Here is a 15,430-nt window from a genome sequence, read left to right as displayed (position 1 = left end):
TTTTGAACGAACTTCCAGAGCAGAAAAGATTAATAGTGCTTTAAAATTAGTAATTTGTGATAAAAAAGCAGGCTTTATGCCTGCTTCAGTTAAATCTTCTTTGGATACAAAATGCCTAAAGCTTACTGAATTCTCTGTTCACCCTATATGTATCAGACGTAACATAAGCTTCCATGTTACGAATTTTGCCATCAAGACGGTCAAAATCCCTTTCCAACACACTGAGCAGTTGATCAGGGCTTTGCCCTTTCTGCCAAGGCTTACTTTTGAGCGTATGCTCTTGCTGCGCTCTGATATTTTCAGAATACGTTACTGGTTGCTTTTCTAACATAAACGCCATCGCGATGTACGCTAACAATACCAAAAACGTACCACCTAACAGCGCTGCAGAAATCACTACAATACGAATCAACCAAACTTCTGCACCAAAGTAGTTGGCAATTCCGGCGCAAACACCGGAGATTTTGCCATTTACTGGATCACGATACAGTTCTCGATTATTCATACTTGCGTCTCCATGTTGGTGACTCAGCATCCAAGATGCGCTCCAATGTATCAACTCGGGACTGCATCGCTTCCGCTTTTTCAGATAGTACCTGAAGGCGCTCTAAATCTTGGCTCGACAGTGCACTATCTGTTTTGCGTTTGCTGCGATAGTGTAAGAAGAGCCATAGTGGAGCGACAAAGATTAAAAAGACAATCACTGGTCCTGCTATAAAAAATGCCGACATAAATGGCTCCTTTCTTATTTATCTTTCGATGACATCTGTTCTTTCAGCTTTGCCAACTCTTTTTCAATTTCGTCTTGTGCCTGCAACTCTGCAAACTCTTGTTCTAGCGATTTAGCATTACCAGTTTGAGCATACAGGTCTGCTTCCGCTTCCATTTCATCCACTTTACGTGAGTACTGCTCAAATTTCGCCATCGCTTCATTAGTACGGCTAGTGTGCAGGTGTTTTTGCACATCACGACGGTTAGATGCAGTTTGGTTACGAATTGCTAGTGCTTGCTGTTTTGCGCGCGTTTCAGCAATTTTGCTTTCCAACTTACCAATCTCGCCAGTAAGCTTATCGATCGTTTCTTCCACTAAGGTTTGCTCAGTGTGGAGGCCTTTAATCACTTGCTCTAGCTTTTGCTTTTCAATTAACGCTGCACGAGCTAGATCTTCACGCTCTTTAACTAATGCTAAGCTCGCTTTTTGGCCCCATTCGCCAATTTGCTCTTCTAACGTTTCAACCTTACGAGCCAACTCTTTCTTGTCTGCAATCGCTTTAGCCGAGTTAGTACGCACTTCAACAAGTGTGTCTTCCATTTCTTGAATGATAAGACGGATCATTTTTTCAGGATCTTCCGCCTTGTCCAGTAATGCACTGATGTTTGAGTTAACGATATCTGCAAATCGAGAAAAAATACCCATAACGGAACTCCTCTTTTTTCCTATTAAAACTCGACAAGGTGGTGATTAACCTTGTGTTTCCCTGAATATATAACAAGTAACGTGCCAACTTATAATTTTCTTTAAAATCAGAGTGTTATGCATTTTGTTGTCGTTATACACTATTGTGCTATGATGTTTTTCACCAACTGTTGGTGAAATTTACCAACTCTATCCCTAAATCATGGCTCGGCTGTTAAATAAGAAGGACTTTATGAAGCAAAACCTGATTGGTGAATCACCTGCTTTTCTCGCTGTACTAGATAAAGTATCACAACTTGCACCCATTGAGCGCCCTGTCCTCATCATTGGTGAACGAGGTACGGGTAAAGAACTCATCGCTCAGCGTTTGCATTATTTATCAAGACGTTGGGATAAACCACTACTATCACTCAACTGTGCGACATTAAGCGAAGGGCTAATAGATTCCGAATTGTTTGGACATGAATCCGGCTCCTTCACGGGCTCTAAAGGTAAGCATAAAGGGCGTTTCGAGCGTGCCGAGGGCGGTACTTTGTTTCTTGACGAACTGGCAACCGCACCACTTTTGGTTCAAGAAAAGCTATTACGTGTCATTGAATATGGTGAATATGAGCGAGTTGGCGGTCATACCGCTCTCAATGCGGATGTTCGACTTGTTTGTGCAACCAATGCCGACCTACCAAAATTGGCAGAGCAAGGTGATTTTCGTGCAGATCTGCTCGACAGGCTAGCCTTCGATGTCATTATGTTACCGCCTCTTCGCGAGCGCAAAGAAGACATTCTCTCTTTAGCAGAGCACTACGCGATGAAAATGTGTCGTGAACTGCAACTGGAATACTTTGTCGGTTTTACCCCAAAAGCGCAGCAGTCGCTTATTGAATATGAATGGCCCGGTAACGTCCGCGAACTAAAAAACGTGATTGAACGTGCGATTTACCAACATGGTCTGAATGCTCACCCAATTGATGAGCTGATTTTCAATCCTTTTGAAACGGTTTGGCACAGCGCGCTTGGCCATAGTGCAACACAAGCAGAACAAGAAGAGGAAGCATCAAGCAACACCATCCAATTCCCTCTAGACTATAAACAATGGCAAGAGGAACAAGATATCCATTTACTCAATCGTGCATTGGAAGAAGCCAAGTTTAATCAACGACAAGCAGCCGAGCTACTTGGCTTGAGCTATCACCAATTACGAGGGATGGTTAGAAAATATGGCTTGGTCGGACAAAGCTAACTTGACCGAGAGTACTCAATCAATACACGAGCTCGTGACTGCGCTCTAATTCGCATGCATTTATGGCATAACACCTTACAGTGTATGGATTTTATGTTTGGAGCGAGTTCACAAAGGTGATAAATTAGCGAGATCATTTTCGCTTGTTAGCTTTGAAAGAGTAAGATCAAACGAAACGAGCAAGATCCAATGAACATTTCATATTATGAATGCTTTTATAAGATTATCGCTGAGCCTTATTGGGATTAGCCTACTGACCGCTTGTGGCGATGAAATTGACCACAATGATATTCGCAAAGCTGGCTTTGTGTTTTGCGGGCAAGGTAAGCCGACCACGTTTAACCCTCAGCTTATTGATAGCGGTATTACCGCAGAGGCTCTGAGCCCGCAGCTGTACGATACGCTGCTCACGCTCGATCCTAAATCACATCAGCCCGTGGCAAGCATCGCCGAGAGTTGGTCAGTAAATGAATCAGGGACGGAATACACGTTTAAGCTTAAACGTGGTGTTCAATTCCAAACCACGCCTTGGTTCGCACCCACTCGCCCATTGAATGCAAAAGATGTGGTATTTAGCTTCAAGCGAATCATCGATGTAGACCATCCTTTTCACCAAGTAGGTGGTGGTTTTTATCCATGGTTTGCAGGGTTAGATTTTCAAAACCTACTCCAAGACGTGGTTGCAATAGATGAGCATACGGTAAGGTTTACGTTATCTCAGCCAAACTTTTCTTTCTTGGCCAATATTGCCACCAGCCATGCGGTTATCTTGTCTGCGGAGTATGGACAGCAATTGGCTGCAAAAGATCATAAAGAAGAAATCGACCAACTTCCTATCGGTACTGGCCCTTATCAATTAAAAGAATACCAAGTGAACGACTTGATTCGATTAGAGCGTCATTCTAATTACTGGAAGTCACCAGCAAAAATGGAACAAGTTGTATTCGATATATCTCACAGAGGCACGGGTACATTAGCTAAACTTTTAAGAAACGAGTGTGACGTACTCTCTTCACCTATTTCGAGCCAAATACCTGTCATTCAAGAAAATGACAACCTTGAGCTGACGGCTACACCAGCTAACAACGTTTCCTTTATTGCGATAAACACAGAAACCACCGCGCTGAGTGATGCTCGAGTTCGCCAAGCACTTAACTTAGCGATCAACCGTCAAAATATTTTAGATTCGGTTTACTACGGAACTGGCTCCCAAGCTTATACCTTGCTACCACCTAATTCATGGGCTTATCAAAAAGACAGTGTAAAAATTCGTTATGACCGGAATTATGCATTGGCACTACTTCGAGATGCAGGCTACGAAGACGGCCTAGAATTGACCATGTGGGTACCACTTGAACCACGTGCTTTTAACCCAAGCCCTCGTAAGACTGCGGAGCTAATCCAAGCGAATTTTGCCGATATTGGGGTTAAATTAACGCTACTTACCGATGATAGGTTTGAACGTGTGGATTTGGAGAACATCAACGATATCGATTTACTTTTAACAGGTTGGATTGGTGATACCGGGGATCCTGACAACTTTTTCCGCCCTTTATTATCTTGCGAGTCTGACCGCGTTGGCCTTAACGTGTCCATGTGGTGTAACGATGACTTCGATTTCTTGCTCGATTTGGCGTTAGAAACTCAAGAACCGCGTTACCGTTTGAACCTATATCGCCAAGCACAGAACATTTTGAATCAAGAGTTCCCGGTTATTCCTCTGGCGCATGGCGTGCAGTTCCGTGTGCACGACAAATCGCTGACAGGCTTCAAATCAAGCCCTTTCAATGCCCAACCGTTTGATAGAGTTGAGAGAATTCACTGATGTTTTGGTATACCGTTCGACGCTTTAACCTATTTATCATCACTTTGATGATCCTTACATTAGTGGGTTTTTCTCTGCTTCGCCTTGACCCTCTCTCGCACTGGGCAAACGTTGATTTTTGGTCTGGCTGGCAAACTTACTTGATCAACCTTTCTCAACTCGATTTTGGCATAAGTAAAAACGGCAATGCGATTTACGACGAGCTCGCCGTTGTATTCCCAGCCACTTTGGAATTGTGTTTCTTTGCCTTTTTGGTGTCCCTTTTGATCGGCATTCCACTTGGAACCGTGGCTGGGATGAAGCAAGGTAAATGGCTCGATACCAGCATTTCATTCATGTCAATGTCTGGTTATTCCGCCCCAATCTTTTGGGTAGCTCTGTTACTTATCATGGTCTTTTCATTGGAATACCAACTCTTTCCCGTTGCGGGACGGTATGATTTACTTTACGAAATTGATCATGTAACCGGGTTTGCCATTATCGACGCATTCATGGCGAAAGGCGAATACCGCGCTCACGCACTGCAAAGCGTTATTGAGCATATGGTACTGCCATGTTTGGTGCTCGCTTTGGCTCCAACCACCCAGGTTGTCGGACTAATGCGCTCCTCGGTAGCGGAAGTGATGAGCCAAAACTACATCCGTGCAGCGAGAATCAAAGGTCTTTCTAACCGCGAAATCGTAACTCAACATGTATTGCGGAATGCGATACCGCCTATCATTCCCAAAGTTGGTGTTCAACTTTCGAGTATGATTACCTTAGCTATCATCACGGAGTCTATTTTTAACTGGCCAGGTATTGGTCGTTGGCTTTTAGATGCGCTAGCAAGCCAAGACTATGCATCTATCCAAGCTGGCGTGATGGTACTTGCGACTTTGGTTCTTACCGCTAACATTCTCTCGGATTTGATTGGCGCGATGATTAACCCTTTAGTTCGAAAGGAATGGTATGCTAACAAATAACGTTTATCAGGAAGAACGCATTCCAACTCAGTTTGAGCGATTTTGGCGAAGCTACCGTGCCAACGGACTAGCCATGTTTGGCTTGTGGTGCTTGGTGTTTATCGTCCTTATTACCATTTTTGCCCCCCTACTTGCACCATTTGACGCCCAAGCACAGTCAGGTGAGTTGCTTGTGCCGCCATCATGGGCCCCAGCAGGAACGGTTGATTACTTTTTGGGGACCGATGACTTAGGTAGAGATATTCTTTCGCGCCTGATTATGGGCTCTCAGCTAACATTTGGCGCTGCTGTCGCCATCACCGCAATTGCTGCCGTTGTAGGCTGTTTAATTGGCGTATTGGCAGGTATGACGAAAGGCTTACTTTCGAGTACTCTCAACCACTTGCTCGATACCGTCATGTCGATCCCGTCGCTCTTATTAGCAATCATTTTTGTGGCATTTCTAGGCTTTGGTGGGTTCAATATTTTACTCGCAATCTGCTTGGCTTTGATTCCGCGTTTTATTCGCTCCGTTTATATCGCAGTCCACACCGAAGTTGAAAAAGACTACATAATGGCAGCACGCCTTGATGGCGCTAATGATTTCTACTTACTGTGGAGTTCAATTCTTCCTAACATTCTGACGGTCATTGCCGCTGAAATCACACTCGCGCTCTCTGCTGCGATTTTAGATATTACGGCACTGGGTTTTCTTGGCCTAGGCGCACAGGCACCAAGCACCGAGTGGGGAGCAATATTAGGTGACTCTGTCGAGCTTATTTATATTGCACCTTGGACAGTGACCCTACCCGGCCTGACCATCATGTTTACTGTTATTACCCTAAACTTAGTAGGTGAAGGTGTACGTCAAGCGCTTAATGCGGGGATCGAATAATGCCGTTGTTAGATATTCGACATTTGACCATTGAGATCGAAACACCTCAAGGGTTGGTCAAAGCCGTTGACCGAATGAGCCTAACTTTGAACGAAGGCGAAATTCGTGGTCTTGTAGGTGAGTCTGGTTCAGGGAAAAGCTTAGTTGCAAAAGCGATTGTCGGGGTAAGTAAAGATAACTGGCGCATCACCGCAGACCGTATGCGCCTTGGCAATATTGACTTGCTTCAGCTTACACCAAAAGAGCGTCGGCGCGTCATTGCTCGTGATATTGCGATGATTTTCCAAGAGCCTTCAACTTGTCTTGACCCTTCAGAGGAAGTCGGGCGTCAATTGATTGAATCCATTCCATCTCGCGCATTTGAAGGGAAATGGTGGGAGCGATTTAAATGGCGTAAAAAACAGGCCATCGCGCTTTTGCATAAAGTGGGTATTAAAGATCACAAGCGTTTAATGGGTAGCTACCCTTATGAACTGACTGATGGTGAGTGTCAAAAAGTCATGATTGCCATGGCGATAGCGACCAAACCAAAGTTGCTGATCGCAGATGAGCCAACCAACGACTTAGACCCGATTACTCAATCGCAAATTTTGCGTCTGTTGAGCCGCATGAACCAACTTAATAACACAACCATTTTGCTTATCGGCCACGACTTAGCGACCATAACACAGTGGGCAGGGCGTATTACGGTAATGTATTGTGGTCAGTCGGTGGAGTCTGCCGATACCAGTAAAATCATTGCGGCACCCAAGCACCCGTACACCGATGCCTTGCTTAAAGCGATGCCTGACTTTAATGATTGGGTACCACACAAGCAAAAACTCCAATCCCTACCGGGCTCGATTCCGCCATTGCAGCATCTGCCTATCGGTTGTCGCCTCGGACCACGTTGCCCGTATGCGCAGAAACAATGTGTAGAAATTCCACACACCAGACGAATTAAGAATCATAAATTTAACTGTCACTTTCCATTGAACACGGAGAAAAAGTCATGAGTGCGTTACTTGAAGTCGATAATTTATCGAAGCAATTTGTTACGCGCTCCCGTCTGTTCAAACGTCAGGTTAATGAGGCAGTTAAACCGGTAAGCTTTACTTTAGAGCCAGGACAAACTATTGGTTTCATTGGTCAAAACGGGTCAGGAAAATCCACACTAGCTCGTATGCTTGCTGGCGTTGTTGAACCAAGCTCCGGAGAGATCCGTGTGAATGGCGAACGATTGGAGCACAAAGATTACGCGACACGCTGCAAGCTCATCCGCATGATTTTCCAAGATCCAAACACATCGTTAAACCCACGAATCCAGATTGGTCGTATTTTAGAAGGTCCGCTAAAGCGAAATACCAACATGCCGCCAGATGCACGCATGCAGCGTGTAAAGAACACCCTGCTCCGCGTAGGATTGCTGCCTGAGCACGCCTATTTTTATCCACAAATGCTAGCTGCCGGTCAAAAACAGCGCGTGTGTTTGGCTCGTGCACTTATTCTTCAACCTTCCATCATTGTCGCTGATGAGGCGTTAAACGGTTTGGATATGGCAATGCGCTCGCAGATCATTAACTTATTCCTCGAGTTGCAAGAAGAGATGGGATTGTCATTTGTGTACGTGTCTCAGCATATTGGCATTGTTAAGCATATTACTGATAAAGTGATGGTGATGCATGAAGGTGAAGTGGTCGAGTTTGGCGAGACCAACCAAGTATTGACTCATCCCGAGCATCCTATTACTCAACGACTAGTCGAAAGCCACTTTTATAAAGCGCCAAGCCATCAAACAAAATAGCTTATCAAAGATGTAATCGTGCAATAAAGAAGCCTGCTTTAACGCAGGCTTCTTTATTGCATGGGTACTAATCAAAAAACTAACGGCGGCTCGCTTGTTTGCGCAGTTCAAAATCAAACTCGTCAGGAAACAATACGACCCCTTCTTCATTTTGATTTGGGAATACAACAATCGATAGCTCGTCATCCTCTAGACCAGAGGTCCAACGGCTGTGCCACTTGTTTAAAGAGATCGCCTCAGGCTCGCAATCTTCCCAATCACCATTCGCCCATTGCAAAGCAAATTCTTCGTTTGGCCATACTGGTACACAATCATCATCTTCTGTATTTAACATGACACAGCCATGTTCGTCTTTCAGAATCCAAACCTTACGATTCGCCACAATCTCTTTTACGCAGTACTTTAAACGTTGCTCTTCGTTGTAGCGATTAATGGTATCCATCTGCTCTTGGGTCAGTTGCTCAGACATATTCGTCTCCTATTTCCCATAGAAAAATGCCCGCAGCTAGGCGGGCATTTAAAGTATATGCTAGAAAATTAAGCTAGCTCAGTTTGAAGCCAAGGCCAACCTTGCTTCTTACGGCTTAGCGTGTTTTCCATCATTAGCATGCCGTCTTTTTCGTGCTTAACAAGCTTCTCAGCCCACTCACCTTTGTATAGAAGACGAGTTTGAGCAGTCGTGATGTCTGTTAGCATTACAGCAGCGAACGCTAGGTTATCTTTCTCACAACGAGATTCTAGGTCTGCTTCTAGTGCTTCGATCATACCGTCAACTTGCTCAAGAGTTGCAAGTTCAACCTGACCAACCACTACGTCATGACCGTTGAATGGGTAACCTTTAAGGTCTTTCTCAACAAGCTCAGCCGCTGATAGACCTTCGATGTTTGTTTTAGCAATTAGAAGATCTTTAGTGAACGCGTCAACATCTTGTACGTCTGCGATTGCCGCTAGTTCAGCAACGGCATCTTTGTCTTTTTGTGTACAAGTTGGAGAAGCAAAACCTACTGTGTCAGATAGAATTGCTGACATCATTAGCTTAGCAATTTGTGGAGTAATCGCGTGACCTTCAATCTTGAACATGTTGAATAGAACAGTGTTGGTACAACCAACAGGCCAGATCCATGCTTCCATTGGGTTTACTGTCATCACGTCACCTAGACGGTGGTGGTCAACAATACCCGCAATTTCAGCTTCTGCGATATCGTCTGGTGCTTGTGCTAGATCTGAGTAATCTACTAGCCAAACGGTCTCACCCGCAACTGATGTGCGAAGCTCAGGAACTTCAGCGCCAGCAACTTCTAGGATGTGCTGAGTTTCACGGTTGATTTCGCCTTGGCGAATTGGCATAGCTTCAACGCCACGCGCTTTTAGAAGTTCAGTTGCAACGAGTGCACTACAAATACTGTCACTGTCTGGGTTCTTATGACCTACAACTAGAATCATGTTTCTTCCTATTCAAGTCAATTTTATACGCCGCCTAATACAGTTAATTAGGGCGTGTTTGCTCACAAAGGCCGATACTTTACCTGATTTCAGAGAGTTTGACACGAAGAAAAGTTCACAATGCTATTGCGAATAAATCTCATTTACATATAATGATAATTATTCCTATTTGCATTTGAGTAAACGATGAACGCGACCCAATTATTACACTCTGCACAACAGTTGTTTCAGCCTACTCAGTTTCGTTTAGCTTATAAGCGATTGCTGATCCCTATCGTCATGCTCATTTTGCTAGGCAATGAAAATACACGTGACGTAGCCGTACAGACGCTATCCGACTCATTCTGGGCAGTGTCATGCTATGTTGCTGCCACATTGGCTATTTATCATTATCTTTCAAACTTTATGTCGAAAACCAATCGAATTACCGAGCTATATCATCGCTCGCGTAATCATCAGGTTTTCTTTGCTTCTTTATTGGGTGCTTTGCCTGGCTGTGGTGGCGCTATTGTTGTGACAACGCAATTTATTAGTGGCCGAGTGGGATTTGGTGCGATTGTCGCGGTACTTACTTCAACAATGGGTGACGCTGCCTTTTTACTTCTTGCCGCCAAACCAAGTGTTGGATTAGGCGTGGTTGGATTAGGCATTATCGTGGGTACTCTTTCAGGGTTAGTCGTTAATGCTTTTCATGCTGATAACTTTCTGCGACCAGAACCAAAAGAAGCACCTCAGACACATGCTTGTTGCCAACACCAGACAGACCGACACACGCCTCTTGAACAACGTGCAATCAATCTACAAGGCGCATTTTGGAAATGGCTTATTGTGCCTGCTAGTGTCGTTGCTGTGTTAATGTCTTTCCAAATAGATATTAATCAGTTGCTATCTTTGAAAGCCAACACCATTGAATGGCTGGGCGCTATCTTCGCGGTGATCACAATGTCGTTGTGGGCGATGACAAAAGAGCTAGGCGATTATCAGTCAACAGTCTCTGAAGATGAAAAAATTGTGGACTCGCACCCAATTCAAAAAGCGGCTCAAGACACAAACTTCGTCAGTGCTTGGGTGATCGTGGCTTTTCTGGCGTTTGAACTGACGACCTATTTTTCTGGAATCGACCTCGTAGAAACCTTTTCTCATTGGGGGATATGGATGCCATTAGCTGGCTTAGCCATTGGTATGCTACCTGGTTGTGGTCCGCAAATTTTAGTCACTAGCCTGTACATCTCTGGTGCAGCGCCACTTTCGGCGCAATTGGCAAATGCGATTTCTAACGATGGTGACGCCCTATTCCCCGCCATTGCTATGGCACCGAAAGCTGCTTTGGTCGCGACTATTTATTCGTCCATTCCTGCGTTTATTGTTGGATACGGGTATTACTTTTTATTCGAGTTCTAACGCCCAGAGCATCAAAACGAGAAAGGAGCCGCAATAGGCTCCTTTCTTGATCTTGGTATTAGGCGATTTACTTCACGTTATGCTGTAACGATCGCTTTCGCATTGAGCCCTTTATCCACGCTCACCATTAACAACTGGCAAGGTTCTTGGTTTAGCTTTTCCCCTGTCCAGTAATCATACCAGTCCACCGGTTGATCAGACGTCAGCGTAAATTCCATCGCTCCGTAACTCGCATAATTAAACAAACAATGGAGGTCATTCTTCGTCGTTAGTTTTAAAAACGCGTGATTTAAACTCAAAGCGGTAAACTTTGCAGATTGCTGGTTACGTTGTTGACGTAACATGAGCTTAGCCAGTGTCTTCTTAGCAAACGGCGTAATCTCAGGGAGTGGGTCGCCAGACAGCAGCAAACCACCACTCGCTAATAACACCGTGCGATGAAATTCATACTCTTCTCTGGATGCAGATTGATTAGCTAATGAAGTGAATGTCGCGCAATCCGGGTCAATTTGCCACAGTTTTCGGTGCTGCCAACTACGGTAAAAGGTTTCTCTGGCTATCTGCTCGAATCGACGACTATGACGCTCTACATCGTCAGAAACACGCATTGCATCCACAAGCCCCAGAGATGGCCACATTGGCGCGTTGCAACCTAAAAGCCACGCATCACCAGCGCCTTTGGCAATCGCTTCCATTCCTAAGCGATACGCCTCAACGCCTGTAATACCAGATTGTTTACGAACACCTTTTAAGGTGCCCCAATAGTTCGCGTCTAGCTTGAACAACTCAACGCCCCACTCTTGTCTCATGACAGAGACTACATTCGTCAGATGGTCTTGTACTTCTGGGTTTGAGGTATCGAGTATGTACCAAGGCGTGCATCGCCAACCACCGTATGTGACATCTTCTGCTTTAAGTAAGCCACCATCCTTGTGGCGAACAAACCACTCTGGATGCTGTTTGAAGAGCTCCGACTCAGGCTGTGCAATGAAAGGCGCCATCCAAATTGCCGGCTTTTTTCCTTTTGCACGGATGTTATGAATGAGCTCTTTTACGCCACCAGAAAACTTATCTGATGGGGTTAACCAATCGCCCATAAAGGCTTGATAGCCATCATCCAGAAGTACCCACTCAAGGTCTTCGAGCTTATCTTGCATGCAATCAACGTTCTGCATGATGTTTTGCTCTGTCACGTCTGCGTAGTACGCGTACCACGAACACCAACCAACAGGCGCATCTTGTGTCACACCTTGGCGAACAGGATGATGCTTTGCAATCATCTCGCCATAGGTTTGATAAAGCTCGGACAGCGATTGACCACAGAGTACCGCCACGGATTCAAGTTGATTACTTTCCCAATCCGCCACTTGAGTCAACTCACCATCAATTGCGGCTGATAAAACCCAATGCCCATCACGCAGTACAACATCAAAATAGCCAGCAAAGCGATGACATGATGTGAAGCCAAATAATGTGTAGCCCGCTGAACCTTCCACCACTAAATAGTTGTAATAACGCTTAGGGGCATCTTTAGGGTAGATTCGATAAGAAGGATTATTGTCTGGACAGCGACCAATATCAACGGGGTGATTGATCGTTCCCGCCGTTTGCGCCAACATTTGAAAACCATCCCCAATTACGTTGGCCTCGTGCTCGTACAAAAACGGCATTTCGAGCAACACTTCACGGTCGGTAAAGGTTTTATTGTGGAGACCAGCAAAAGAAAAATGTAATTGATTACCCTCGACTTCAACTTGGAAGTCATTGTTATTCACAGTGATCTCAGTGTGATTTGCTAATTGAATGCTCTGAGCCATAATGGGTCTACTCACTTAATTATTATTGTTTAGCTTGGCGCATTATCTCCTGCTTGTCTCACCCAATTCGTTACCATCATCACGAATACCAGTCTCGTTTAACGTTATGAAGTTACTATTGAGACGACGCTCACTGAAATTTTGATAAAAAAATACCAACCCTGAGGCTGGTATTTCGATTTATGCAAACTGCACTAATTAAGCAACTTCGATCGGACCACCAAATGAAGTGACTGGTGGCACTTTACCTGTGAACTTCTCGAAGTCTACGATACATGTGTTCGCAGAAGTCGCCTGTGCAAGCTCAGAAGAACCGATGTCTTGCGTTAGCGTGTTAGGATCACCGTAGGTACAGATTGCGCCTTCTTTCTCGTTTAGAGGACCGTACCATGCACCTTCTTCGATACGAATAACGCCACGTGGGTAGCTGTCAGTCAAAACAGCACCAGCTAACAGCTGACCACGACCGTTGAATACACGTACCAAATCACCATCTTTGATACCTTTTGCTTTGGCATCCGCTGGGTTGATGTAAACCGGCTCACGACCTTGTACCGCGTAAGTCGCGCGGAACTCTTCAGACTCACACATCTGAGAGTGAAGACGCTTATCAGGGTGGCAAGACTGCAACCAGAATGGGTATTTATCTGAACCAGGACCACCGTGTGAACGCTCTGATTTTTCGAACCACATTGGGTGCTCTTGACAGTGTTCGTAACCGTAACGGCCGATCTTACGAGACGTGATCTCGATGAAGCCAGACGGCGTACCTAGTGGATTCAGCTCAGGGTCTTTACGGAAGTCCGCATGACGAACCCAAGGTTTACCTTCACCGAAGTCTAGTACGCTCTTCTCCCAGAACTCGTTGAATTCTGGCATTTCAAACTTACCTTCGTTCGCTTTTTTACAATCGTTGTAAAGGCTTTCGATCCATTCCATCTCGCTCATACCACGAGTGTATTCTTCGCGGCGACCAAAACGCTGAGTGAGTTCACTCATGATTTGGAAATCAGGCTTAGATTGGAACAATGGATCAACGAGGCGATGCATCGCAATCAGACCTTTGTTCGAGTATGAACCGTATACGTCGATGTCGTTACGTTCCCATTGCGTACACGCCGGTAGAACGATATCTGAGAAACGACATGTCGCAGTCCAAGCAAACTCGATCGTTACAACCGTTTGAAGTTTGCGGAACGCTTTCTTCATGCGGTTACGATCTTGATGGTGGTGCCATGGGTTACAACCCGAGATAACCATCATCTTGAAGTCTGGCAGTTTCACTTTACCGCCGTTGTAGTTGATCTCTTTGCCAGGTTCTAGCAGACAGTCGATCCAACGTGCAACTGGGATAGTACGACTGTAACCGTTAAAGTCGTTGTTGTCCCACTTCGGTTTCATACCTTGATCAAGGTTACGAGGGAAACCACCAGGGCCCGCGAAACCAGTAGAAGGCACACCGATACTTGAATAGTGGTGACCGTAAGAGATACCACCGCCAGGTAGACCGATTTGACCAACCATTGCAGCAACCACAGCCGCTGCCCAGTATGGCTGCTCACCGTGCTCTTGACGCTGGATACACCAACCCATCAGGATCTGTGTACGACCGCTGACTAGCATGCGTGCGAATTCACGGATCTTGTCCGCTTTCACACCACAAATCGCTGCTGCCCATTCAGGCGTCTTCTCTACTTTGTCTTTTGTCTTACCTTGAACGTATTGAATGAACTCTTCAAAGCCGAGACAGTAAGTATCAATGAATTTCTTATCGTACAGGTTTTCGTTGTACAACACGTGTGCCACAGCGAGCATGAACGCTACGTCTGTCAGCGGGTTGATGTACAAGTGATCGTTCTCTAAGTAGCGCTGAGTTTTGTTCTTCACTGGGTCTACAGATAGAACGTTGATCTCACCTTTCGCCACTTTTTCTTTTAGTTGTGCAAGGTACTTAAACGACTCATGCGTTTCACAGTTCCAACCTACTTGAAGGTTTTTCACTGGGTCGTTAGCCCAAAGAACGATGTTGTCAGAGTTTTCTAGGATCTCAGACCAAGACGTACCTTGTGCGTACACTTCGGTTGAACCTAGCACGTACGGCATAATGGTTTGACCTGCACCCGTCGAGTAGTCACCTACTTTAGTGATGAAGTTGCCATGCATACCTACTGCACGTTGCATGTGCGCAGTACAGTTGTTAAATGAACCCGTTTGGTTCCAACCTGTTTGACCTGCATGCAGCGCCCATGGGCCGTAGTCTTTTTGAATACGTTCTAGCTCACGGTAGAACAAGTCTAGCGCTTCATCCCAAGTTACTCGGATGAAACGGTTGTTACCGCGAGTATCCGCGCTGTATTTATGTTTCTTCAACCAATCTAGACGAACCATTGGGTAACGAACACGTGAAGGGCTGTAGATAATACCCTTAATGCCGTTCAACATTTCTGTTGGGTTTTTGTCTAGCTCTAGCGGCTTGATCTCTTGAACTTTACCCGCGTAGATGTGGGCGCGGAACGCGCCCCAATGAGAACCGGTTACTTTCCAAGTACCTGTCGTCTCAACGGCATTTGCAGAGGCGGACGCCAATAAGCTAGGACCAATTACTGACGCTGCACTTGTGGTTGCTACACCTTTAAGAAAACTTCTTCGTGTAATAGCCATTTAAAATTAC

Annotated in this window: 14 protein-coding genes; 7 read left to right on the top strand and 7 right to left on the bottom strand. The window is 45.3% G+C overall.

The genetic code is table 11. From position 1 onward, the window contains the following. Positions 1-115: 115 nt before the first annotated feature. From pspC to pspA, 3 genes are read right to left on the bottom strand one after another with little or no spacing between them, the layout of a single operon-like run. Positions 116-505, bottom strand: a complete 390-nt coding sequence (gene pspC / locus R7M72_RS14965; RefSeq protein WP_025766867.1) for an envelope stress response membrane protein PspC — start codon at positions 503-505, stop codon at positions 116-118. Further along, positions 498-731, bottom strand: coding sequence for an envelope stress response membrane protein PspB (gene pspB / locus R7M72_RS14960; RefSeq protein ID WP_005378117.1), 234 nt, complete (start codon positions 729-731; stop codon positions 498-500). Before pspB ends, pspC begins: the two co-directional genes overlap by 8 nt. A 14-nt stretch (positions 732-745) precedes the next feature. Continuing rightward, entirely contained in the window at positions 746-1,417 is a 672-nt protein-coding gene (pspA, locus tag R7M72_RS14955) for a phage shock protein PspA (RefSeq protein WP_005378119.1), read from the bottom strand. Between the two features lie 232 nt (positions 1,418-1,649). On the opposite strand from pspA, the gene pspF reads away from it, so the two are divergent. The 6 genes from pspF to R7M72_RS14925 all read left to right on the top strand — a co-directional run bounded on the left by pspF (position 1,650) and on the right by R7M72_RS14925 (position 8,098). After that, a complete protein-coding gene (pspF, locus tag R7M72_RS14950; RefSeq protein ID WP_005378120.1) occupies positions 1,650-2,654 on the top strand; it encodes a phage shock protein operon transcriptional activator in 1,005 nt (334 codons plus the stop codon). A gap of 205 nt (positions 2,655-2,859) precedes the next feature. Beyond that, the gene (gene sapA, locus R7M72_RS14945) at positions 2,860-4,479 is read left to right on the top strand and encodes an ABC transporter substrate-binding protein SapA (protein ID WP_005378121.1); all 1,620 of its coding nucleotides are present in this window, start codon (positions 2,860-2,862) and stop codon (positions 4,477-4,479) included. Further along, positions 4,479-5,441 (top strand): ABC transporter permease, encoded by a 963-nt coding sequence (locus R7M72_RS14940; RefSeq protein WP_005378122.1) that lies wholly within the window; start codon positions 4,479-4,481, stop codon positions 5,439-5,441. The genes sapA and R7M72_RS14940 overlap by 1 nt, the downstream gene beginning before the upstream one ends. Beyond that, on the top strand, positions 5,428-6,315 hold the full coding sequence (locus tag R7M72_RS14935; RefSeq protein ID WP_005378123.1) for an ABC transporter permease subunit: 888 nt from the start codon (positions 5,428-5,430) through the stop codon (positions 6,313-6,315). The genes R7M72_RS14940 and R7M72_RS14935 overlap by 14 nt, the downstream gene beginning before the upstream one ends. Beyond that, positions 6,315-7,310: an oligopeptide/dipeptide ABC transporter ATP-binding protein gene (locus R7M72_RS14930; RefSeq protein ID WP_005378126.1), complete on the top strand. Its 996-nt coding sequence runs from the start codon at positions 6,315-6,317 to the stop codon at positions 7,308-7,310. Before R7M72_RS14935 ends, R7M72_RS14930 begins: the two co-directional genes overlap by 1 nt. After that, positions 7,307-8,098 (top strand): ATP-binding cassette domain-containing protein, encoded by a 792-nt coding sequence (locus R7M72_RS14925; protein WP_005393308.1) that lies wholly within the window; start codon positions 7,307-7,309, stop codon positions 8,096-8,098. Before R7M72_RS14930 ends, R7M72_RS14925 begins: the two co-directional genes overlap by 4 nt. A gap of 79 nt (positions 8,099-8,177) precedes the next feature. Here R7M72_RS14925 and R7M72_RS14920 read toward each other — a convergent pair whose 3' ends face one another. Continuing rightward, a complete protein-coding gene (locus tag R7M72_RS14920; protein ID WP_005378129.1) occupies positions 8,178-8,567 on the bottom strand; it encodes a DUF2750 domain-containing protein in 390 nt (129 codons plus the stop codon). Between the two features lie 68 nt (positions 8,568-8,635). Further along, the gene (locus R7M72_RS14915; protein ID WP_318056238.1) at positions 8,636-9,541 is read right to left on the bottom strand and encodes a manganese-dependent inorganic pyrophosphatase; all 906 of its coding nucleotides are present in this window, start codon (positions 9,539-9,541) and stop codon (positions 8,636-8,638) included. A 186-nt stretch (positions 9,542-9,727) separates the two neighbouring features. Here R7M72_RS14915 and R7M72_RS14910 point away from each other — a divergent pair, with 186 nt between their 5' ends. Next, positions 9,728-10,942 carry a putative manganese transporter gene (locus tag R7M72_RS14910; RefSeq protein ID WP_025766868.1) on the top strand — a complete coding sequence of 405 codons (1,215 nt, stop codon included), beginning with the start codon at positions 9,728-9,730 and terminating at the stop codon, positions 10,940-10,942. A gap of 77 nt (positions 10,943-11,019) precedes the next feature. Here R7M72_RS14910 and R7M72_RS14905 read toward each other — a convergent pair whose 3' ends face one another. Continuing rightward, on the bottom strand, positions 11,020-12,759 hold the full coding sequence (locus R7M72_RS14905) for a glycoside hydrolase family 36 protein (RefSeq protein ID WP_315956954.1): 1,740 nt from the start codon (positions 12,757-12,759) through the stop codon (positions 11,020-11,022). Between the two features lie 198 nt (positions 12,760-12,957). Next, complete coding sequence (gene torA / locus R7M72_RS14900) at positions 12,958-15,420, bottom strand: trimethylamine-N-oxide reductase TorA (protein ID WP_005378138.1); 2,463 nt, start codon at positions 15,418-15,420, stop codon at positions 12,958-12,960. Between the last annotated feature and the right edge of the window lie 10 nt (positions 15,421-15,430).

It is taken from the genome of Vibrio sp. YT-18 (assembly GCF_033337345.1).
Taxonomy (GTDB): Bacteria; Pseudomonadota; Gammaproteobacteria; order Enterobacterales; family Vibrionaceae; genus Vibrio; species Vibrio alginolyticus.
This window is presented reverse-complemented; position numbering and strand designations above follow the sequence as displayed.

Coding starts and splice junctions, on each gene's coding strand:
- pspC (WP_025766867.1), bottom strand. CDS start 505: ATGAATAATCGAGAACTGTATCGTGATCCAGTAAATGGCAAAATCTCC.
- pspB (WP_005378117.1), bottom strand. CDS start 731: ATGTCGGCATTTTTTATAGCAGGACCAGTGATTGTCTTTTTAATCTTT.
- pspA (WP_005378119.1), bottom strand. CDS start 1,417: ATGGGTATTTTTTCTCGATTTGCAGATATCGTTAACTCAAACATCAGT.
- pspF (WP_005378120.1), top strand. CDS start 1,650: ATGAAGCAAAACCTGATTGGTGAATCACCTGCTTTTCTCGCTGTACTA.
- sapA (WP_005378121.1), top strand. CDS start 2,860: ATGAATGCTTTTATAAGATTATCGCTGAGCCTTATTGGGATTAGCCTA.
- R7M72_RS14940 (WP_005378122.1), top strand. CDS start 4,479: ATGTTTTGGTATACCGTTCGACGCTTTAACCTATTTATCATCACTTTG.
- R7M72_RS14935 (WP_005378123.1), top strand. CDS start 5,428: ATGCTAACAAATAACGTTTATCAGGAAGAACGCATTCCAACTCAGTTT.
- R7M72_RS14930 (WP_005378126.1), top strand. CDS start 6,315: ATGCCGTTGTTAGATATTCGACATTTGACCATTGAGATCGAAACACCT.
- R7M72_RS14925 (WP_005393308.1), top strand. CDS start 7,307: ATGAGTGCGTTACTTGAAGTCGATAATTTATCGAAGCAATTTGTTACG.
- R7M72_RS14920 (WP_005378129.1), bottom strand. CDS start 8,567: ATGTCTGAGCAACTGACCCAAGAGCAGATGGATACCATTAATCGCTAC.
- R7M72_RS14915 (WP_318056238.1), bottom strand. CDS start 9,541: ATGATTCTAGTTGTAGGTCATAAGAACCCAGACAGTGACAGTATTTGT.
- R7M72_RS14910 (WP_025766868.1), top strand. CDS start 9,728: ATGAACGCGACCCAATTATTACACTCTGCACAACAGTTGTTTCAGCCT.
- R7M72_RS14905 (WP_315956954.1), bottom strand. CDS start 12,759: ATGGCTCAGAGCATTCAATTAGCAAATCACACTGAGATCACTGTGAAT.
- torA (WP_005378138.1), bottom strand. CDS start 15,420: ATGGCTATTACACGAAGAAGTTTTCTTAAAGGTGTAGCAACCACAAGT.